This is a genomic window from Nocardia sp. NPDC004278, assembly GCF_053602975.1.
The window spans coordinates 34,582-55,433 of the sequence record NZ_JBSGEQ010000018.1; the positions used below are offsets into that span (position 1 = coordinate 34,582).

20 protein-coding genes are annotated in these 20,852 nt (G+C 66.9%); 10 read left to right on the plus strand and 10 right to left on the minus strand.

Features of this window, described 5'->3' with window-relative positions:
• Window positions 1-16 precede the first annotated feature (16 nt).
• On the plus strand, window positions 17-250 hold the full coding sequence (locus ACWEO2_RS25520) for a hypothetical protein (protein WP_452407613.1): 234 nt from the start codon (window positions 17-19) through the stop codon (window positions 248-250).
• Here the strand turns inward: ACWEO2_RS25520 and ACWEO2_RS25525 are convergent, their stop codons facing one another.
• The gene (locus ACWEO2_RS25525; RefSeq protein ID WP_452407614.1) at window positions 251-1,417 is read right to left on the minus strand and encodes a glycosyltransferase family 4 protein; all 1,167 of its coding nucleotides are present in this window, start codon (window positions 1,415-1,417) and stop codon (window positions 251-253) included.
• A 177-nt stretch (window positions 1,418-1,594) separates the two neighbouring features.
• Here ACWEO2_RS25525 and ACWEO2_RS25530 point away from each other — a divergent pair, with 177 nt between their 5' ends.
• Window positions 1,595-2,410: a class I SAM-dependent methyltransferase gene (locus ACWEO2_RS25530; protein ID WP_452407615.1), complete on the plus strand. Its 816-nt coding sequence runs from the start codon at window positions 1,595-1,597 to the stop codon at window positions 2,408-2,410.
• Window positions 2,411-2,417: 7 nt separating this feature from the next.
• Here ACWEO2_RS25530 and ACWEO2_RS25535 read toward each other — a convergent pair whose 3' ends face one another.
• Window positions 2,418-2,717, minus strand: coding sequence for a hypothetical protein (locus ACWEO2_RS25535; RefSeq protein ID WP_354956578.1), 300 nt, complete (start codon window positions 2,715-2,717; stop codon window positions 2,418-2,420).
• A gap of 200 nt (window positions 2,718-2,917) precedes the next feature.
• On the opposite strand from ACWEO2_RS25535, the gene ACWEO2_RS25540 reads away from it, so the two are divergent.
• On the plus strand, window positions 2,918-4,363 hold the full coding sequence (locus ACWEO2_RS25540; protein WP_355183131.1) for an aldehyde dehydrogenase: 1,446 nt from the start codon (window positions 2,918-2,920) through the stop codon (window positions 4,361-4,363).
• A gap of 3 nt (window positions 4,364-4,366) precedes the next feature.
• On the opposite strand, the gene ACWEO2_RS25545 is transcribed toward ACWEO2_RS25540, so the two are convergent.
• From ACWEO2_RS25545 to ACWEO2_RS25560, 4 genes are all read right to left on the minus strand, one after another.
• Window positions 4,367-4,588, minus strand: coding sequence for a hypothetical protein (locus ACWEO2_RS25545; protein WP_452407616.1), 222 nt, complete (start codon window positions 4,586-4,588; stop codon window positions 4,367-4,369).
• A 409-nt stretch (window positions 4,589-4,997) separates the two neighbouring features.
• Window positions 4,998-5,978, minus strand: a complete 981-nt coding sequence (locus ACWEO2_RS25550) for a GlxA family transcriptional regulator (protein ID WP_452407617.1) — start codon at window positions 5,976-5,978, stop codon at window positions 4,998-5,000.
• A 4-nt stretch (window positions 5,979-5,982) separates the two neighbouring features.
• Window positions 5,983-6,216, minus strand: a complete 234-nt coding sequence (locus tag ACWEO2_RS25555) for a hypothetical protein (protein ID WP_452407618.1) — start codon at window positions 6,214-6,216, stop codon at window positions 5,983-5,985.
• Between the two features lie 261 nt (window positions 6,217-6,477).
• Complete coding sequence (locus ACWEO2_RS25560; protein WP_452407619.1) at window positions 6,478-6,849, minus strand: winged helix-turn-helix transcriptional regulator; 372 nt, start codon at window positions 6,847-6,849, stop codon at window positions 6,478-6,480.
• Between the two features lie 105 nt (window positions 6,850-6,954).
• Between ACWEO2_RS25560 and ACWEO2_RS25565 the strand changes: the two genes are divergently transcribed.
• Window positions 6,955-7,794, plus strand: a complete 840-nt coding sequence (locus ACWEO2_RS25565; protein WP_452407620.1) for an NAD(P)H-binding protein — start codon at window positions 6,955-6,957, stop codon at window positions 7,792-7,794.
• A gap of 238 nt (window positions 7,795-8,032) precedes the next feature.
• A complete protein-coding gene (locus tag ACWEO2_RS25570; RefSeq protein WP_452407621.1) occupies window positions 8,033-8,785 on the plus strand; it encodes an HD domain-containing protein in 753 nt (250 codons plus the stop codon).
• Window positions 8,786-8,855: 70 nt separating this feature from the next.
• Here the strand turns inward: ACWEO2_RS25570 and ACWEO2_RS25575 are convergent, their stop codons facing one another.
• Window positions 8,856-10,688 carry a phosphoenolpyruvate carboxykinase (GTP) gene (locus tag ACWEO2_RS25575; RefSeq protein WP_452407622.1) on the minus strand — a complete coding sequence of 611 codons (1,833 nt, stop codon included), beginning with the start codon at window positions 10,686-10,688 and terminating at the stop codon, window positions 8,856-8,858.
• Between the two features lie 15 nt (window positions 10,689-10,703).
• Here ACWEO2_RS25575 and ACWEO2_RS25580 point away from each other — a divergent pair, with 15 nt between their 5' ends.
• The gene (locus tag ACWEO2_RS25580) at window positions 10,704-10,916 is read left to right on the plus strand and encodes a hypothetical protein (protein ID WP_355183147.1); all 213 of its coding nucleotides are present in this window, start codon (window positions 10,704-10,706) and stop codon (window positions 10,914-10,916) included.
• A 45-nt stretch (window positions 10,917-10,961) separates the two neighbouring features.
• Here ACWEO2_RS25580 and ACWEO2_RS25585 read toward each other — a convergent pair whose 3' ends face one another.
• The 3 genes from ACWEO2_RS25585 to ACWEO2_RS25595 form a co-directional block, all read right to left on the minus strand.
• The gene (locus tag ACWEO2_RS25585) at window positions 10,962-12,515 is read right to left on the minus strand and encodes a hypothetical protein (RefSeq protein ID WP_452407623.1); all 1,554 of its coding nucleotides are present in this window, start codon (window positions 12,513-12,515) and stop codon (window positions 10,962-10,964) included.
• The gene (locus tag ACWEO2_RS25590) at window positions 12,502-13,635 is read right to left on the minus strand and encodes a hypothetical protein (RefSeq protein WP_452407624.1); all 1,134 of its coding nucleotides are present in this window, start codon (window positions 13,633-13,635) and stop codon (window positions 12,502-12,504) included. The genes ACWEO2_RS25585 and ACWEO2_RS25590 overlap by 14 nt, the downstream gene beginning before the upstream one ends.
• 125 nt (window positions 13,636-13,760) lie before the next feature.
• The gene (locus ACWEO2_RS25595; RefSeq protein ID WP_452407625.1) at window positions 13,761-14,543 is read right to left on the minus strand and encodes an SDR family oxidoreductase; all 783 of its coding nucleotides are present in this window, start codon (window positions 14,541-14,543) and stop codon (window positions 13,761-13,763) included.
• Between the two features lie 249 nt (window positions 14,544-14,792).
• Here ACWEO2_RS25595 and ACWEO2_RS25600 point away from each other — a divergent pair, with 249 nt between their 5' ends.
• From ACWEO2_RS25600 to ACWEO2_RS25615, 4 genes are all read left to right on the plus strand, one after another.
• Window positions 14,793-16,133: a lipase family protein gene (locus ACWEO2_RS25600; RefSeq protein WP_452407626.1), complete on the plus strand. Its 1,341-nt coding sequence runs from the start codon at window positions 14,793-14,795 to the stop codon at window positions 16,131-16,133.
• Window positions 16,134-16,261: 128 nt separating this feature from the next.
• Complete coding sequence (gene trmB, locus ACWEO2_RS25605; protein ID WP_452407627.1) at window positions 16,262-17,071, plus strand: tRNA (guanosine(46)-N7)-methyltransferase TrmB; 810 nt, start codon at window positions 16,262-16,264, stop codon at window positions 17,069-17,071.
• A gap of 79 nt (window positions 17,072-17,150) precedes the next feature.
• The gene (locus ACWEO2_RS25610; protein ID WP_452407628.1) at window positions 17,151-17,867 is read left to right on the plus strand and encodes an NYN domain-containing protein; all 717 of its coding nucleotides are present in this window, start codon (window positions 17,151-17,153) and stop codon (window positions 17,865-17,867) included.
• Entirely contained in the window at window positions 17,867-20,677 is a 2,811-nt protein-coding gene (locus ACWEO2_RS25615; RefSeq protein WP_452407629.1) for an MMPL family transporter, read from the plus strand. The genes ACWEO2_RS25610 and ACWEO2_RS25615 overlap by 1 nt, the downstream gene beginning before the upstream one ends.
• The last annotated feature ends 175 nt before the right edge of the window (window positions 20,678-20,852 follow it).

Sequence of the window (20,852 nt, forward strand, 5' to 3'; positions counted from 1 at the left end):
ACACAACTATCTGGTTGTGACAAATCTGTATCTGCCTATGGCGCAGCGGAATTCCGCCGCCGCCACAACGCCACCTTGTTCGCCGAACAGGGTGATCACACTGCGCACCCTGGGCACCGTCACGATCACCGAGATCGCGTACCAGGACCGATTCGTCGATATTCCGGCCGCTAGCACGCCCATCGAAGTCGAGGGCCGATCGGAATTCGTCCGCGCCGGTCCGATCGCCGCGATCGTGGACCGCAGCTGATCAGGGTCCGGGCGGCATGAGCCCCGCGGTGTACTCACCTCGGGCCGCCGCCGCGAGTACCTCGTAAACACCGTTTCCCGTTTGCTCCCAGGAGAATTCACGCGCACGGGCACGCGCCTTCTCGCCCATCACGGCACGCGCCTGGGTGTCGTCGAGCAGTTCGCCGACGGAGTCGCCGAGCTGGCCGATATCGTCGACGAGCACTCCGGTCACACCGTCGACAATGGAATCGGTGAGTCCGCGCGAACTGCGGTAGCCGATGGTCGGCACACCGTGCTGGGCCGCCTCGATCACCGCGAGTCCCCAGCCCTCTTTGCGCGAGGGCAGCAGATGCACCCAGGCGCGGGCGAGCAGTTCGTGTTTACGCCGCTCATCGACGTGGCCGTGGAAGGTGACCGCATCGGCGATGCCGAGGTCGCGGGCGTCGGCCTTCAGGTTGTCCGCCCACCAGCCGTCGCCGATCACATCCAGCCGCAGGCCGGGGATCCGCTGCCGCAATCGGGCCACGACATTCAGCGCGTCTTCGATCTGCTTGTGCGGCACCAGTCGCGACAGCACCACAATGCGCGGATCATCCGTGCGGGTCTCCGCACAGCCGGTCGGCGCGTCGGTGGGAACAGGTTCGGCGCCATTGCGGACCACCGCGATCCGCGACCCGTCCACGCCGAGCGTGGCCAGTTCCTCGGCCGAGGGCAGCGAAACGGTCAGGTACTGATTGTTCCGATGCACGCGGGGCGAGAGCCGCGATTCGATCCACCAGCCGATGCGCCCGACGAAACGTCCGGCGACCGGCCACTGCTCCCGATGTCCGTGATGCACAAGCACCACCGACGGCGCATCGGCAGCGATGCCAGCGAAGAAGGGAATGCCGTTCTGGGTGTCGATCACCGCATCCGGGCGCAGCCCGCGCAGCGGCCCGATACCGAGGCGACCGAGAGCGATCGCGATCAGCGCGCGCGGATAGACCGAGAATCGACCGCCCGCCCGGCTGATCTCGATGCCGTCGATCCGCTCCCGTTTCGGCGCACCCGGATAGCGGGCGGTGCGCAGGGTGACCTTGACCCCGCGGGCGGCGAGTTGGGCCCCGACCTGCTCCAGGTACCGCTCGCTGCCGCCGCCCTGCGGGTGCCCGGTGTCACGCCAGCACAGCAGGAGGACTTCGCGCACGGTGGAGCTTCTCTCGGTCGACGGGTCCCGGCCGGGACGACGGATATCGCCGTACACCCTAACCCGCGCACCCGTCCAACCAGCTCGCACCGCATCGACCCGCCGTGCGATGCGGAATTCCCACCCCGGGCAGCCGGGACGGCAGCGGCATATCAGCTCTGTGCGAGACTCTGCGCCGTGCCGAGAGCTGAAACCGAACCAGCCGAGGCCGTGGCGGCGCACGCCCCACGGCGCACCGGGCCGTCGCTGTCCCGGTTCGCGCGGCGCGCGACATTGCGCCGGTCGCTGCGGCTGCTCGGCAGTTTCCGGTTCGAGCAGACCGATCCGGCAGTCTTCTACGGCGGCATTGCCGCCGACAGCGCCGCGCTGATCGGCGATTTCTATGCCGATATCACCGGAAAGGGGCTCGACGGCGCGACGATCCTCGATGTGGGCGGCGGCCCCGGCTACTTCGCCGACGAATTCGTCAAGACCGGTGCGCGCTATATCCCGGTCGAGCCCGATCCGTCGGAGATGCATGCCGCGGGACTGTCGGTGCCCGGCGCGGTGCGCGGCTCGGGCATGGCACTGCCGTTCCGCGACAACGCCGTGGATATCTGCTTCTCCTCGAATGTCGCCGAGCACGTGCCGCACCCATGGGTCATGGCCGATGAGATGGTGCGGGTAACCCGCCCCGGCGGTTTGATCGTGTTGTCGTACACGGTGTGGCACGGCCCATTCGGCGGTCACGAAACCGGTCCGTGGCACTACCTCGGTGGGGAGTACGCCGCGCGCCGGTACCGCCGCAAGACCGGCCGGGAACCGAAGAATCGCTTCGGCAAATCGCTGTTCGCGGTCGGCGCCACCGATGGGTTGCGTTGGGCGGCAAGCACTTCCGCCGATGTGCGCACTGTCTTCCCGCGCTACCACCCGCGCTGGGCGTGGTGGGTGGTTCGGGTACCGATACTGCGAGAGGTATTGGTGAGCAATCTGGTGGTAGTGGCAACCAAGTAGGGTGCGACTACTTCTCCAGCCAGCCCCGTCGCCAGCTCCTGCGCCCGCATGCGTTGGCCGTTGCCGCCCAAGGCGATTCCTGAATCGCCAGGCCGACCGTCTCCAGCGTGGTTAGTCCGACTTGATCGGCTAGCAGTCCGACGACCGCCACTGCCTCGGCGGCCTGCATTGCTGCTGTTGCCTGCTCGATGGTCAGCGTCCGGCCCGGCAGGAAGGAGACCACCCACCCGCCCGCGCCAACACTTTTAGCCTGATGCTCGGTCTGATCACTGGTCATCAGCGACCGGCCGATTACTTGCACCGCCATGACTCGGACTCCCCAATTGCGTAACGAATCGAGCGAGCTGAACTGTTGCTAAAGCATGACCCTTGCAGCAACAGAACGCAATAGTGCGTTCTCTGAAAAGCGAACCGACAGGTTGGAATTCGCCCTGTTCAGAATGCTGTTCGAACAGAAAACTGAAACAGGTTACAGACAATCGGGCGGCAAAACTGTAACGTGTTCTCATGCATTACGACAGCTTGTTCATCGGCGGCCGCTGGACCGCGCCAGCCTCCACCGAGCGCCTCCAGGTCATCTCACCCGCGACGGTCGAGACGGTGGGCAGCGTCCCGGTGGTGGGTCGCGCCGACGTCGATGCGGCCGTCGCCGCCGCCAGGCACGCCTTCGACAACGGTCCGTGGCCGTCCACCCCGCCCGAGGAGCGTGCCCAGGTCCTGTCGCGTGCCGCGCGCCTGATCGAGGAGCGTTCGGCCGACCTGCTCGCCACGCTCACCGCGGAGATGGGCGCACCGCAGATGATCGCCATGACGCTCAACCAGATTCCGGCGGTGGCCGCGCTCGACTCGTATGCCGGACTGGCAAAGTCCTTCCCCTGGAACGAAACCCGCACCGGCATGTTCGGCACCTCGCGGGTCTCGCGGGAGCCGCGCGGTGTCGTCGCGGCCATTACCGCCTGGAACGTGCCGCTTTTCCTCGCGGCCAATAAGCTCGCGCCCGCCTTGCTCGCCGGGTGCACGATCGTGCTCAAGCCCGCGCCGCTGACCCCGTTGACCGCCAATAAGATCGCCGACATCTTCACCGACGCCGGCCTGCCCGAGGGTGTGCTGTCGATCCTGCCCGCCGAGGCCGACGCCGCCGAGTACCTCGTCTCCCATCCGGGGGTCGACAAGATCACCTTCACCGGCAGCACCGCGGTCGGCCGCAAGATCGGCGCGATTGCGACCGGTCAGCTCAAGAGCGTATCGCTCGAACTCGGTGGCAAATCTGCGGCAATCCTGTTGCCCGATATGGATATCGCCGCCAACATTCCGGTGCTCGCCTTCTCCGGCCTGATGAACAGCGGCCAGGGCTGTGTCGCGCAGACCCGCATCCTCGCGCCGCGCAGCCGCTACGACGAAATCCTGGACGCGCTGGTCGAACACGTGAAGACGCTGAAGACCGGCGATCCCACCGACCCGGCGACCACCTTCGGCCCACTGATCTCCGAACGTCAGCGCGATCGCGTCGAGGGTTACATCGCCAAAGGCAAGGAGGAGGGCGCGCGGCTGGTGCTCGGCGGCGGCCGGCCGGCGGATGTGGATCGCGGCTGGTTCGTCGAGCCGACCATTTTCGCCGATGTCGACAATAAGTCGACGATCGCACAGGAAGAGATCTTCGGCCCGGTCCTCTCGGTCATCCCCTACGAGACCGAGGACGAGGCGGTGGCCATCGCGAACGACTCCGTCTATGGCCTGGCCGGTTCGGTCTGGACCACCGATATCGAGCACGGTGCGGAGATCGCGGCGCGGGTGCGCACCGGCACCTACGCGATCAACTGGTACGCGTTCGATCCCGGCTCCCCGTTCGGCGGGTACAAGACCTCCGGCCTCGGCCGGGAGAACGGACCGGAGGGTCTGGACGCCTTCTGCGAGCAGAAGTCGCTGCTGATGCCGCTGGGGTGGACGGGGTAATTACTACTCCGGCATGACCACCCGGAGAACGGGCTGGCGACGATGGCTACCCAGTGCACTCTGGGTGCCACGTGCACGGGGCGCGTCGATGATTTCGACGCGCCAGCCGGGCGGCAGCGCCGCCTGCAACCGGCCAGCGGCGCGCTGCAGCGGCGTGCTCGCCGTCGGCGGCTCGATTCCGGCTACCTGGGGCGTTACAAATGGGCCGATGTCCAGATCGGTCATTGCTCCAACCACCTCTCGCGCGTCGATCTCATCATTGGCCGCGACGACGCGGGTTCACGAGTCGAAAAGGGAAGTAGTTCAGTCGATCTCAAGTCACGCAGTTAACGTCAAGCAATCGGACTGGTCGATTATGAGACGGAGTACTCCCAAAGCATAAGCCAGTGCCTGGCACACACCGCATGCCTGGCATCGACCCCAAAGCACTGTTCGGGCAAATCCACGGTAGCGCACCCGCGCCCCCAGGTCCTGTGATCTGGAACACTGCCCGGTCGCAGCACCGCAAGTGCGCGCACGCACCAACGATCGCCCGCCCGCGCTAGCGCCGCATCCAGCTAGCGCCTGCCGCCTCCCGCCCTGGGGCCAGGTCGTCGAATGGTGGTCACCAAGGCCGCATTCGACCGCCGGATGACTATGCTCGGCGAGCAGTCGGAGGGGGAGGGCAGCGGCGCAGCGAGCGGCGGTATCCGGCGGGCGTCGTTCCGGTGGCCGCGCGAAGATGCACCCGCAGGGCCGTGATGCTGCCGAACCCGGACTGCGCCGCAACGACTTCGACGGGCAGTTCGGTGGTCTCCAGCAATTCCCGAGCGCGCACCGTCCGCTGCGCCTCCAGCCAACGCCGCGGCGTGCTGCCGACCTCGGCCTTGAAGCGGCGAATGAAGGTGCGCTCACTCATCAGCGCATGCCCGGCGAGCGCCGAAACATCCGGTGCCTGTGCCGGATTCGCCACCGCCCAGGCCATGGTGGCGGCAAGCGTGCCGGGGAAGTCATTGCCGCCCAGGGCATCCGGAATGTACTGCGCCTGGCCGCCCTCGCGGTGCGGCGGCGTCACATTCCAGCGAGCCAGCTCCGCTGCCGCGCCCGCACCGAGTTCGCGGCGCACGATGTGCAGGCACAGATCCATCCCCGCGGACAGACCGGCCGAGGTGAGCACATCGCCGTCGTCCACATACAGCGCTGCGGGGTCGAGCTTGACCGCCGGGAACAGCTCGGCGAATTCATCGCAATACGCCCAGTGGGTGGTGGCAGGGCGTCCGTCCAGCAGACCGGCCCGCGCCAAAATGAATGCGCCGGTGCAGATGCTGACCATTGTCGCGCCCCGGGCCGCGGCGGCCCGCAGCGCATCCAGCACCTCCTCGGGCGGCGGCCAGGTGGGCAATCCGATCCCCGGCACCACCACGATATCGGCGCTCTCGAGCGCCTCGAGTCCGTCGTCCACCTCGAGCCCGAAACCATTCGGCGTCCACACCGCCCCCGGCCGCACCCCGCAGGTCCGCATCTCGAACCCCACCGGTTCACCGGTCTTACCCGGTCCGTGCCGAAACGCCTGCACCGCACACGCCAGGTCATAGGTCATGACCCCGTCCAGCGCCAACGCAACAACCTGCTTCACCCCCTCAGTCTGGCACGAATCCGAGTATTGCCGCTATTCCCGCCAGACGCCCTTGCGCCGTACCTGCCAGCCCCTCGGCGTCGAATCGGCCTGCAGCGGTGCGGAGTTCGGTGAGGTAGGCAATGCCCCGGCGTTTGCGCTGGTCGCCCGCATGGTGGGCAGCGAAATCCGGGTCGCCACCGCCACCGCGGCGGCGCCACGCCCTGGCGACCAAGGCGGGCATCCGGTCAGCAACCACGGGGTGCACGCTGGCTGCTATGCGGCGCTTGCACAGTGGTCAACACAGAACCTGCGGGTGTGGCCGCTCATCGCAATACGGCTCGGCAACCACGAAAGTTACTCCGACAGAACCGAATTCGCGAGACCACTGCCCCGTCCATGCCGTATCGCCCCTAGCTCCAAGGGACAGTCGAAGGTAGTCGGATGGTGGTTGCCCGGGCATATTCGATCGCCGTATAACTACGCTCGGCGAGCAGTCGGAGGGGGGTGGGGCAGCAAGCTATCTGGGCGGGGCGCTGGCGCTTTGGCGGTCGTGGCGGCTCTGGGCGGCCATGACCTCGACGGTGTTCTCGCGGATCCAACCCAGGAACTGTTGCAGGGACTCGGTGAGGCCCTGACCGAGTGCGGTCAGTTCGTAGCTGACGCGGGGCGGGGTGGTCGGCTCGACGGTGCGCGCGATCAGGCCGTCCCGCACCAGCGTGCGCAGCGTTTGTGACAGCATCTTCTCGCTGATCCCGCCGATCATGGCGTTCAACTCCGAAAACCGCAGCCGCCCATTGCCGAGGGCGGTCAGGATCAGCATGCCCCAGCGGCTCGTGATGTGGTCGAGCACCTCGCGGGCCGGGCAATCACTGTTGAATGCGTCACTCATGTCCCGCCAGGCAGGGTGCCGAACCTGCGAACGTACCGTCATTTCCGGAGCTTACCTGAAGGTATGTCCTTTCTAGAAGTAAGTTCATCGGCCTACGCTGCCGCCATGGTCACAGTAATTTTCGGAGCCAGGGGCAATGTCGGCCGGCACGTCGCGGCGGGACTGATTTCACTGGGCGAGCAGGTCCGTCTGACGAGCAGGGAACCCGCCACCGCGGACTTCCCGCCGCACGCGCAGGTCGTCGCGGCCGATCTCGAACACCCGGAGACGCTGCCCGCCGCACTCGAAGGCGCGGAGCGGGTATTCCTCTATGCCAAACCCGACGGCATCGACGGTTTCGTCGCGGCGGCCGAATCCGCCGGAGTGCGGCATGTGGTATTTCTGTCGTCCGGGGCCGTTGTGCTGGCCGGTGCCGCGGACAACCCGATTGCCCGGATGCACGCCGTCATCGAGTCCGCCATCGAAAAGTCCGCCTTGGACTGGACATTCATCCGACCCGGCATGTTCGCCACCAACGCACTGTGGTGGTGGCAGCGGTCCATTCGCGACGAAGGCGTCGTCCGGATGCCCTATGCCGACGCCCGCACGGCACCCATCCACGAGAAGGATCTGGCCGCGCTCGCGGTGACCGCGCTGACCGAACCGGGGCACGAAGGCCACGCCTATCCCGTATGGGGCCCGGAGGCACTGACCCTGCGCGAACAGGTCCAGCACATCGGTGCGGCCATCGGCCGCGAGATCAGCCTCGAGGTGATCCCCGTCGAACAGGCGCGCGCGGAACTCGGCAGGACCATGCCATCGATCGGCGTCGATGCCGTCCTGGCCGGATGGGAGGCCGGACTCACCACGGCACCGCAGGTCTCGACCATTATCGAGGAGGTCACCGGTCACCCTGCGCATTCGTTCGCGCAGTGGGCAAGAGACCACGTGAGCGACTTCAGTTGAGCAGTCGACTCGGCCGCTAGGTAAAGCCCGGTACGACTCGGCAACCTGTCGTTCGGGCTGCTGCCGCTCCTGTCGTTCGGGCTTGCAGCCCATTGGAGAATCGGATGCACCAGGTAAAGTACGCTTCCGCCCTCGGATTGGCGTGAATCCGAGCATTACTGGCATATCCGCCACTCGTCGCCGATCGACCAGGGCGCTTCACTGAACAGCGAGCAGCGTTCGAGAGAAGGAGAACGACGTGGGTGCGCCTGCTGGCATCGATTGGGAATGGGCGACGCGGACCGGAGGGACGCTCTCTGGCGCACAGCACCGGCAACTGGCGGTCGAGGTCGGGCGCACGCTGCCGAAACTGGGTGGCGCGCAGCTCAAACGGATGCTCGGCAGACATGGCACCGGGCGCCTGGAGTTCGCAGGACTGCGCGTGCCCGATTCGAAACTCGCCAAGGCGGCGGAAACCGAAGCCCGCGAATCGCTGTCGATCCATATGCTCGAGCATTCATATCGCACCTATTTCTTCGGCCGGGTGCTCGCCGAACTCGACGGTGTTCGCTACGACGACGAATTGGTCTATGTCGCCTGCCTGCTACATGATCTGCAGCTCGAAAGCCCCACCCCGGGAAGATGTTTCGCGGTGGCCGGTGGCGAACGGGCGGCGGCTTTCGCGGTGCGCGAGGGTGCGGAACCGGAACGCGCACAGGCGATCGGGGCCGCGATCGCCGCGCACATCACCCCCGGCGTTGCCGATGATCTGAGCGATCCCGGCGGATTCGTATCGGCGGGCGCATCGGTGGATGTGATCGGTGCGCGCTATCCGGAACTGGACCCGGAGTGGGTCGCGCAACTGTTGCAGCGCCATCCGCGCCACCAGGTCAAGCGGCATCTGATCGCCGCGTTCAAGGCCGAGGCCGAGGCGGTACCGAAGGGCCGCGCCGCCCTGCTGAACAGTGTCGGCTTTCTGCAACTCGTCCGGATGGCCCCGTACTCCGAATAACCTGCTGAATAAACGAATTCGCCCGCACCATTTCGGAAAATGGTGCGGGCGAATAAGTTTCCGGGCGCTATCAGCCCAGGCGCTCCTTCAGCGCCTCGAACTCGTCGCGCACTCCGGAGGGCAGCTTATCGCCGACGAATTCGAACCACTCCTCGATGAGCGGGATCTCCTTACGCCACTCGCCGGCGTCGACGGCCAGCGCCTCGTCGACATCGGCGGGGTCTACCTTCAGACCCTCGAGGTCGAGCTGCGCGGCGGTGGGCACATTGCCGATCGCGGTCGGCTCGGCCTGCGCCGAACCCTCGATCCGGCCGACGATCCACTCCAGCACGCGGGAGTTCTCACCGAATCCGGGCCACAGGAAGCGGCCGTCGCCACCGCGCCGGAACCAGTTGACGTAGAAGATCTTCGGCAGCTTGTTCGCATCCGCGTTCTTGCCGACATTGATCCAGTGGTTCAGGTAGTCACCGACGTGGTAGCCCATGAACGGCAGCATGGCCATCGGGTCGCGACGCACGGTGCCGACCTTGCCCTCGGCCGCGGCGGTCTGCTCGGACGACAGGGTGGCGCCCATGAAAACGCCGTGCTGCCAGTCGAAGGACTCGGTCACGAGTGGGACCGTGGTCTTGCGGCGGCCGCCGAACAGGATCGCCGAAATCGGCACGCCCTGCGGGTCGTCCCATTCCGGAGCCAGGATCGGGCACTGCGACATCGGCGTGCAGTAGCGCGAGTTCGGGTGCGCGGCAAGCGTTTCGGTCTCCCGCAGGTACCAGTCGTTGCCCTTCCAGTCGATCAGGTGATCGGGCTCGCCCTCCAGGCCCTCCCACCAGACATCGCCGTTATCGGTGAGCGCGACATTGGTGTAGACGGTATTGCCCGCCTCGACGGTCGCCATGGCGTTGGGGTTGGAGCTGCGGTTGGTGCCCGGCGCGACGCCGAAGAACCCGAACTCCGGGTTCACCGCGTACAGGCGGCCGTCCTTGCCGAAACGCATCCAGGCAATGTCATCGCCGAGGGTCTCCGCGCGCCAGCCGGGAACCGTCGGCTGGATCATCGCGAGGTTGGTCTTACCGCACGCGCTCGGAAAGGCCGCGGCGATGTAGTACGCCTTGTTCTCCGGGGAGATCAGCTTGAGGATCAGCATGTGCTCGGCCAGCCAGCCCTCGTCATGGGCCATGGCCGAGGCGATGCGCAGCGAGTAGCACTTCTTGCCGAGCAGCGCGTTGCCGCCGTAGCCGGAGCCGTAGCTCCAGATCTCGCGGTCCTCGGGGAAGTGGGTGATGTACTTGGTGTCGTTGCACGGCCACGGCACATCGGCCTGGCCGTCGGCCAGCGGCGCGCCGACGGAGTGCAGCGCCCTCACGAACGGCTTATCGGTGCCGAGCTTCTCCAGCGCGGCGGTGCCCATCCGGGTCATCACGCGCATCGACACCACGACGTATTCGGAGTCGGTGATCTCCACACCCAGCTTGGGGTCCTCGGCACCGAGCGGGCCCATGCAGAACGGCACCACGTACATGGTGCGGCCCTTCATCGAGCCGCGGAACAGCTCGGTCATGGTGGCGCGCATCTCGGTGGGGTCGACCCAGTTGTTGGTGGGGCCCGCGTCGGCCTCGGTCTTGGAACAGATGTAGGTGCGGGATTCGACACGCGCCACATCGGAGGGATCGGAGAGGGCGAGGAAGGAGTTCGGCTTCTTCTCCTCGTTGAGCTTCTTGAAGGTGCCCGCCGCGACGAGTTGGGTGGTCAGCCGATCCCACTCCTCATCGGAACCGTCCGCCCAGACCACTCGCTCTGGCTGAGTGAGTTCTGCGACGTCCTGTACCCAGGCGAGTAGTTCGCTGTGCTCGGTCGGCTGCTTGCCGTCGGAATCGCGAAGACCAGGAATGGTCGCTGAGGTCATGAAATCTCTCCTGAGATGGGCGGCTTCGGTGTCGCCGCCTGGGCTGACCATTTCGAGCGACCTGCGAGCAGTCGCTACGGTATGGCCCATGACCAGCGCGAACACACCGAGCGCCACCGTTGGCGGGAAGGCACCCGCTACGACCAGTCGAAAGCGCGCCATGGCTGGACCGCGTACAAGGACGAAGCGGACGCCCAGGTTCCTGCTCTAGAGGTTAACGCGATGTGACGGCCAGTACGGAATCGGGTTCCCCCAGGAGTACCCACTAATTACCTAATCAAAAGATGTTCTGTACCGATCGAGGATGGCAATATCACGTTCGCAGGCGGCAAGCTGTCCGGGTTGCTCCGCCGCGGCCCGGCGCAGTTTGCCCTCCAATTCGGCCACCTGACGGTCGATTTCGACGATTCGCTCGGTGCTCGCGCGCATTACCCGATCCGATAGCGCGGTCTCCGATTCCACCAGCGCGGTGGCCACGCGCTGCTCCAACTGGGCCTTCACATTCACCAATGCGTCAGAGACCCATTGACGCAGATGGGCGCGATCGGCCACCTGACCGCGGGCACGCACCACCCAGGCCGCCGCACCCGCTCCGAGCAGCAGTGTCACCGGAACGGTCGCGAAATCCAGCGCCTGCACGAGCGAGAACGGGGCGACCAGTAGACGTCCGATGCCGACCCCGGCGGACGCACCGAGCGCGATCATGAGGTGATCTTCGACACCCCGGTGCCTCGGCTCCGGATCCGGGCCGACGCGGGGTGCCGGATCGCGCCAGCGCGGTGGCAGACCGCGGTCCTGTTCGGATGCCGCGCCCAGTCGGGAGGTGAGTTCCGTGAGCCGCTGGTCGATGGTTCCGTCCAGCGCGGCGGTCAGCTCGTTGACCGCCTGCTGCAGCCGTTCCGGATAGTCGCCGAATTCGGCGCGGCGCAGCCGATCGAGTTCGCCGCGGGCGGCGGTGTGCAGTGCCCGCACCCTGGCCCCGACGTCGGTCATCAGATCGACCCGAGCCAGGTGCAGCTGGCTGCGCAAGCTGGACATGGCCGTGGCCCGGCCGCCGTCGCGCCCGGCGAGCAGGACCGCGCGCTCCTCGCGCCACTGGATCGGCGCCGCACCCGAGCGCAGCACCGCGACCTGCTCCGCGACCCGCCTGCGGGTATCGGCCAGCACCCGTGCGGTGACGGCGGCGACCCGGTCGTCGGATTCGGTGCCCGCCGTCGCGGCGGCCAGTTCCGCGTGCAGTGCGCCGAGTCCGGAGCGATCGAGCAGACTCGCATCTCCCGCCGTGCGGCCCGCCACCGCGAGCCGAGCGGAAACCGGCACGACCTCGAGCTCAGCGATGCCCTGTGCGCGGAGCAGCTCGAGGTTGTGCGCATGCACAGCCCGCCAGTCCTGATAGGCGTGAATGCCGTTCATGGCGAGCAGGATTCGGGTGCCGTCGGCCCGCAGGCGGTCCACCAGGTGGAGCGTGTCCGCGCCGAGGGCGCTACCGGCGTCCAACAGAATGAGTGTGACCGCCGATGGCGCGGTGCCCGACGGCGAGGTGGTTTCGACCGCGGCAGTGGCGTCGGGTACCGGATCCGACAATGCGATCTGCGGCTCGAAGCGCGCCAACTCCGTGCGCAACAAGCTGGTATTCGCGTCATCGGGCCCGATCAGGGTGACCGCCGAGGCCACCCCCGTCCCCTGCACCGCTCGCAACAGCGCCGTCCCCTGCGGATTCCATCGCGCGACGACCGCCTCGACCTCCGGTGTCAGCATCGGATCTTTGGCGTCGGGCGGTGTCACTGCCGCGGGCGCACCCGCGGCAGGTTGTTCAGAGTCCGGCACTGCTCATCCGTTCCCATAGGCGGATATAGCCGTTGTGGACGCGCAGGGCGGCGCGGCGGGCGGCGGGTGACATATCGCTGGAGACCACGGCACGCCAGCGGGCAGCGCGGGCCAGGGCGTCATCGGCGTCGGCCGGTGCCGGTGTGCGATATCCGGCGGCGAGGTGGGCGACCTCCGGATAGGCCAGACCCGCGCAGAGGCCGAGCCAGCGGGCGTCATCGCCGAAGAGGTAGTCCTCCAGCACGTCCCGGGTGTTGGCGCCGTCGACCGGGACGGCACGCGCGGCCAGCCGGGTCAGTTCGTCGAGGAGTTCGCCGCCGCGCAGCGCGGAGAGCTGTTCGTAGCGGCGGTGCAGCAGGCGGTGCAGCGGATCGATACCGCTGGCCGCATGCATGGTCTGCAGCAGTGCGTGTGGGCCGAGATCGGGGTCCCGGCGCAGCGCGGCGAGCGCACAGGTGATGCCGTAGAGGTCCCAGCGCTGCAGCAGCTCCTCGCGCTCGGCGACATCGGGTCCGGCCGAGGCCGCGACGAACAGATCGGGCGAGAGCGTCAGCGCGGGATCCGCGGTCTCGGCGAGGCGGCGCAGCGTGACCATATCGGCCTCGGTCAGCGCACCGGCCCTGGTGCGCACGGCCAGCGAGGCAACCACCGGCAGTGTGACGGTCCCGAGGCCGCCGCTGTACTGCTCGGCGGCGGCCACCGCATCGCCCCACCGGGATCCGATCGCATCGGCCTTGTTCAATACCGCGACCGTGCGCTCCGGCGGCAGTTGGGCGAGTATCCGCCGGTCCGCGGGCTGCGGCGCGCCCGAGAGGACGTAGACGATGATGTCGGCGTCGAGTTCGGGATCGGCCACTCCCGGCTCGTCCACCGGCGCGGTTTCCACCGCCGACATCAGCGCGAGCGCATGCAGCACGGTGGTCCGGCCGGTGTGCGCGCGGCCGGACACCTGAATTCGTGGCGGCCGCCGCCACCGCGCGATGGCGGCCCCCACCTGGCCCACGATCCGCGGATCCGCACCCGAACGCAGCGTGGCGAGCAGGTGGTCGAGTTGGTCGAGTTCCCGCGCAGGTCCGCCCGGTCGGATCCGGGGCCCGTCGGATTCGGTGGCTGTCGGCAAAGCTGCACACCCCCTTTTCGGTGCGCAATTCTTGCAGACTTCGGGCCGAGGTATCGGCCGGACGCAGCGACTGCTCGCAGGTCGCTCGAAAGGGTCGGCACACCCTCGCGGATGGCTCGAAAGGATCAGCTGCCGCTGAAGTATTTATTCGCGGTGCGCACGGCCCAGTTCGGCGCGTATTTGGCGGCGGTCGCCAGTACCTTTGCCTGCGTACCGATTTCGTAGTGCACGCGCGGCAGCCGACCGCGCTTGCGGGTCGCATCCCAGATGCCGTTCGCGACATCGGTGGCGGTCAGGCGCACACCGAGCGATTTGGTCGAGGCGGTCTCCACCCCGTCCACCATGGCGGTCGACACGAACAGCGGCCACACCGCGATCACCCGGATATCGTGCTGCTCCCATTCCAGATCCAGCGCCTCGGTGAGGCTTTTGACCGCCGATTTGGTCGCGCCGTAGCTGGCCAGTTCGGGCTGACCGTAGATCGCCGAGGCCGAGCACAGATTCACCACCTGTGCACCCGGCGTATCGCGCAGATAGGTGAACGCCGCATGCGTGCCCGCGATCACCCCGCCGAGATTGACATCGACAATCGCCTGGTGGGTGGCGAGGTCGATCGATTCGAACGGACCCGCACGCAGGATGCCAGCGTTATTGATGAGGATGTCGAGCCGCTGCTCATCGGCGTGGAACTCGGCGAGACGTTCGGTCCAGTGCGTGTCGTTCGTCACATCCAGCACTCCGGTCCGCACGCTGCCGTCGGTGGCGTGGATATCGGCGGCGAGCCTGGTCAGGCCCACCTCATCGATGTCGTAGGCGCCGACGTGGTACCCCTGTGCAGCGAAAAGTACGGCCGTGGCCCGGCCGATACCCGCCGCCGCACCGGTAATGAACACAGTCGGTCTGCTCATGCGCGCAGTCTAGTGCGACGGCAAGCCCCCTACCTCGGGGTTCCCACAGATACCCGCGGTCACCTAATCTGACCTGACGGTCAGCACCATAGTCGCTGCGCGGCTTAACTTTTCGAGCCCGCAGCACGAACGACGGTCCGTAAGAAAAAAACTTACATAACCACGCGAGGCCCCAGGGGGCTCCGCGAGTCGGTTAGCCTGCCGACCTGAACGGAACGCGTTCCGTGCAGGTCTGATGAGGAGGTTGCCGTGGCCATCGATGTCATCGGTGCTGGCGAGCCGGATGCGTCCGGCGATGGTGAACCACTGCTACCCAGTGCCGACCCGTTCCTGCGGCCGCCGAAGGGCTTCGCGTCCCGTCCGCCCGGCACCATCCTGCGCAGCCGCCGCGTCGAACTCGCACTGTTCGGCCTTGTGCCGCAGCAGGTCTCGGCATGGCAGCTGCTCTACCGCAGCTGCGATCTGCACGGCACACCGGAGGCGGCGATCACCACGGTGCTGTTGCCGCTGGACGCCGAGCCGGACGAGGACCGCCCGCTGCTGGCCTTCCAGACCGCCATGGACGCGGTCGCCGAACGGTGTTCGCCGTCCTACGCATTGCGTCGCGGTTCCCATGCGCTCGGCTCGGTCACCCAGTTCGAATGGATGCTGGTGGCCAATGCCCTGCGCCGGGGTTGGGCGGTGAGCATCGCCGATCACGAGGGTCCGCACGGGAACTTCGGCGCGCCGCGCGAGCCCGGCTACCGCGGACTCGACGGGATCCGCGCGGCACTGCGCTTCGCCCCGCTCGGTCTGCGGCCCGACACCCGGGTCGGGGTGTGGGGTTATTCCGGTGGTGGCATGGCCAGTTCCTGGCTGGTCGAGATGGCGCCGACCTACGCACCGGAGATCGATATCGTCGGCGCCGTGCTCGGTGCGCCGGTCGGCGATCCCGGACAGGTCTTCACCCGGCTGAACGGCGGACATTACGCCGGACTGCCCGCAATCGTGGTCGCGGCGCTGCGCCGGTTGTATCCGGCGCTGGCCGCGGTATTCGACAGCGACTGCGATGCCGAGGGGCATCGGCTGATCGAACGCGCCGCACGGGCGACACCGCTCTCGGCGATACTCGGCTTCATCAATAGAGATGTCGGCCACCATCTGACCCGACCGCTCGATGAGGTGCTCGCCGCACCCGATTTGCAGGCCATGCTCGCCGATCTGCGGCTCGGCCACTCCACCCCGACCTGTCCGCTGCTCATCGTGCAGCCGGTGCACGACCAGATCATTCATATGGATGGCGTGGACGGCCAGGTCGAGCGGTATCGGCGGGGCGGTGCGCAGGTCACCTATGTGCGTGATCGGCTCAGCGAACACTTCTCGCTGCTTCCGCTGGCCACCCCGATCAGTCTGGACTGGCTCAGTGATCGACTGGCCGGGCAGCCGGTGCACGAGAAGAGCGACAGCACGGTGTGGTCGGTCGCGGCCTCACCCGCCGGGGTGCGCGGGCTGTTGGAGATGCTCGGGACCGCGCTCAAAGTGACACTGGGCAAGCCGCTGCGTCAGGAGACCGCGCCGACGAAGCGAATCCGCCGCGTACGCGCCGCCTGAGCGGGGCGAGCGGGCCAGCCGCGAGCAGCCGGCTGACCCATGCGACCAGGTCGCCAACCGCCCCTTTCGAGCGACCCACAGGCAATCGCCAGCGGCCGATTGCCGCCCTGATCATCCGATGCTGGACAATGGACCGCGTGAACGACGCCGCGAACCACACTGCCGAGTCAGTTCCCGGACCGCCGTCCACAGCTTCGGCTCCGGCGGACGGTGGATCCCGAAAGGGCTCGGGCTCCCGCCTGTACCCCCGAGTAACGAGCTTCCGCTCGCGCCGGGGCGCACTAACCGCGACCCAGCAGCAATCCTGGGATCGCACCTGGCCGCGCATCGGCCGCGATGTGGCCGACGAGCCATTGGACGCCACGGCCTGGTTCGGGCGGGAGGCCCCGCTGGTCATCGAGATCGGTTGTGGCACAGGCACCGCCACCGCCGCGATGGCACAGGCCGAACCCCATTTGAACCTGATCGGCATCGAGGTCTACCAGCCCGGCCTCGCCCAACTGGTGCAGCGCATCGAGCGCGAGCACATCGACAACATCCGCCTGCTGCGCGGTGATGCCGTCGACGTGCTGGAAAATATGATTGCTGAGCAGTCACTCACCGGCGTACGAGTCTTCTTTCCCGACCCATGGCCGAAGGCCAGACACCACAAGCGGCGGCTGCTGCAGCCATCGACGGTGGCGCTGATCGCGAATCGCCTACGGCCGGGCGGGGTATTGCACGTCGCGACCGACCACGCCGACTACGCGGAATTCATCGCCGAAGTAGGCGCGGCGGAACCGCAGCTCATCGGCTTGAACGAGACCACGGGTGGACACAGCGCGGAACATCGCGACAGCGCGCCCATCGGCTTCGAAAGGCCGATCACCAAATTCGAAGGCAAGGCACATCGCGCAGGAAGCGCCATCAACGAGTTCATATGGGGGAAGATCGGATGATGAGCGAGCCCAGCGAGCGAGTGATTAGCTCAGCCGTCATGACGGCCATGTCGGAGCCGAGCGCCAGCGAGGCGAAAGCATGAGCATCAGTGACGTCGTAGAGGTTGCCGGGGAGATGCACGGCACCGGAACCGAGGTGATCGGTGCCACCGGGCCCGATGTGCGTCGGGTGCTGCTGGTCTGGGACGCCCCGAACCTCGATATGGGACTCGGCGCCATCCTCGGCGGGCGTCCGACGGCTGCCTATCGACCGCGCTTCGACGCGCTCGGCCGCTGGCTGCTCGCACGCACCGCCGAGCTATCGGTGGGCAGCGTGACCCGGGTCGAGCCGGAAGCCACCGTCTTCACCAATATCGCCCCGGGCACCGCGGATGTGGTGCGGCCGTGGGTGGAGGCGCTGCGCAATGTCGGCTACGCGGTCTTCGCCAAGCCCAAGATCGACGAGGACTCCGATGTGGACGCGGATATGCTCGCGCACATCGAGCTGCGCAGTCGCGGCGCCGGACTGGCGGGCATCATGGTCGCCTCCGCCGACGGCCAGGCGTTTCGCGAACCACTCGAACAATTGGCCGCCAACGGAATCCCTGTTCAGATACTCGGCTTCCGTGAGCATGCGAGTTGGGCCGTCACATCCGATACCCTCGAATTCATCGACCTCGAGGACATCCCGGGCGTGTTCCGTGAACCGCTGCCCAGGGTCAGCCTCGACTCGCTGCCCGACGAGGGCGCCTGGCTGCAGCCGTTCCGGCCGCTGTCGGCGCTGCTCACCTCTCGCCCTGCCCAAGGAGTCGCTTAGTGTTCACACGCTGGGGCGATCTGGTCTACCGACTGCGCTTCGCCGTCATCGGCATTGTCGCGGCCGGACTCTTGGCGCTTGGCGGCTATGGCCTCGGCCTGGAGGACCATCTCAGTTCCAGCGGATGGGATGACCCGACGTCGGAGTCGGCCAAAGCCGCGAAGCTGTCCGACGAGGCCTTCGGTCGCGATCACACCAGCGATGTCATCGTGCTGTACACCGCGCCGGACGGTAAGACGATCGACGATCCTGCATTCCGGCAGCAGGTCGTCGACAGCCTGAACAAGCTGCCGCGCGAGCATCCGGACGAGATCACCAAGGTCAACGGCGCCTACTGGCAGACCGAAACCGGTCCGGCCTCACCATTGACGTTCGGTTCGAAGGATAAGAAGTACACCTTCGCCTCGATCGCCATCAAGGGCGATAACGACACCGCCATGGTGCGCAACTTCCGGAAGGTGAAGGACGCCTTCGCCATTCCGGGCGTCGATGTGCAGGTCGCTGGTCTGCAGGCGGTGGCGGGCACGCTGAACGACACCATGGCCGCCGACCAGAAGCGGATGGAGATCCTGGCCATCCCCGCGGTCGCGGTGCTGCTGTTCTTCATCTTCGGCGGTGTGGTCGCCGCGGCGCTGCCGCTGATCGTCGGTGGTCTCACGGTGATCGGCGCCTGGGGCATCGTGCGCTTCGCCACCGAGTTCACCGAGGTCAACTCGTTTGTCTCGCCGGTCGTTTCGATGATCGGTCTCGGTCTGGCCATCGACTACGGCCTATTCATCGTGAGCCGGTTCCGCGAGGAACTCGCCGAGGGCTATGACACGCGCGCGGCCGTGCGCCGGTCGGTGATGACCGCGGGTCGTACCGTTGTGTTCTCCGCGACCATGATCATCGCCAGCCTCGGCGGCATGCTGCTGTTCCCGCAGGGCTTCCTCAAATCGATTGCCTACGGCTCCATCGCGACCGTCTCGCTGGCCGCGCTGACCGCCATCACCATCCTGCCCGCGATGCTCAGCATCCTGGGGTCGCGGGTGGATATGCTCGGGTTCAAGCGATTCCGCAAGACCAAGACCGCCGAGGAAGTCGAGAACGGCTTCTGGGGCAAGTCGACCCGCTGGGTGATGCAGCATCCGCTCAAGATCGCCATCCCGATCTGCATCCTGTTGCTGCTGTTGATCATTCCGGTCAAGAATCTGGCATTCGGCGGTATCAACGAGCGGTATCTGCCGCCGGACAATACGACTCGACTGGCGCAGGCGAAGTTCGACTCGATCTTCCCGCTGCGCAAATCCGATCCGATCCAGCTGGTCTTCGTCTCGGGTAACAGCAATGACGTCGGCAAGGTGTGGGCCGCGGCCAAACAGGCGCCCGGCTTGAACGGCACCTTCAATGTGCCGTCGCGCTCGACCTCCGACCCGGATGTCTACAGCACCAGCGCGACGCTCGAGGACTCCGAAAACTCGGATCCGACCATCGACTATCTGCGCTCCCTGGACGTGCCCGACGACGTGCAGATGTATGTCGGCGGTCAGCCCGCTATCCAGAAGGACAGCATCGATGCGCTGCTGCATCGGATGCCGTTGATGATCGCGCTGGTCCTGTTCGTGACCACGCTGCTGATGTTCCTCACCTTCGGCTCACTGGTGCTGCCGATCAAGGCCGCATTGATGAGCGCGCTCGGATTGGGTTCCACGCTCGGCATTTTGACGTGGATCTTCGTCGACGGGCACGCCGCGAGCCTGCTGAACTTCACCCCGCAGCCGATCATGTCGCCGGTGCTGGTGCTGATCATCGCGGTCATCTATGGTCTGTCGACCGACTATGAGGTATTCCTCCTGTCGCGCATGGTCGAGGCGCGCGCCCAGGGGGCATCGACCACCGAGGCGGTGCGCATCGGTACCGCGCAGACCGGACGGATCATCACCGCCGCCGCGCTCATCCTGCTCGTGGTCACCGGCGCGTTCGCGTTCTCCGATCTGGTGATGATGCAGTACCTGGCCTACGGCATGATCGCGGCGCTGTTCATCGACGCCACCATCCTGCGCATGCTGCTCGTCCCGGCCACCATGAAACTGCTCGGTGACGACTGCTGGTGGGCACCGACGTGGATGAAGAAGGTGCAGCAGAAGGTCGGACTCGGCGAGCCGATTCTCGATGATGAGCGGCCCGGTGGCGGTGAGCTCGTCGACCTGGTCAAGACCACCCCGATCACCGATCCGCCGACCATGCAGATGCCCGCGCTCTCCGATAATGCCGCGACCCGGTCCCGCAGCCCGCGCCGTCCGCGCACGGTCGAGGAGATCGAGGCCGGTGCGCCGACGCAGCATCTGGCCAAGATCCCGGCGGATCCGCCGGTGCCGCCGCGACCGGCTGCCGCGCCGCATGATCCGACGCGGCCGCGGGCGAATCCGTCTGCGCCTCCCATACCTTCCGTGCAGCCCGCGCCGCCGGTACGCCGGGTGCCCGAACCCGTCGTTCGGCCACGTCCGCTGCCGGGGATTCCAGGGGCGTCCGAGCCGACGTATCCGATTCCGCCGACGCCTACGCCGATGCCGCCACCGCCGAACCAGCCCACACCGTTGCCGACGGCTTCGTCGGACCACCCGGCCCACCACGCGGCGCCCGAACAACCCGCCACCCCGCCATCGAATGACGAAGTCCCGGACCAGAACCGGAGCAGCATCGAAAACTGGATGGCCGAATTGCGCTCCAACCGCCGCGGCATCGGCAAACCCGATGGGGGCCGCCACCACAGCGCCGATGGCCGCACCGTCAGCGTGAACGAACTGCTGCGTCGCAAGGGGAACGAGTAGCCGACGTTCGGTGCGTCGAGAGGACCGAGCGCCACGTGACCGTCGAGAGGTAAAGCGGCCAGTGGTAGCCGACAGAAATGACTGTGCGGCCGCAACTTTGGGTTGTGGCCGTGCAGCTGTGGCAGCGGAGGGTAATGCCGACCGGATTCCGGGCGTGGATGCACGATTCAGCGAC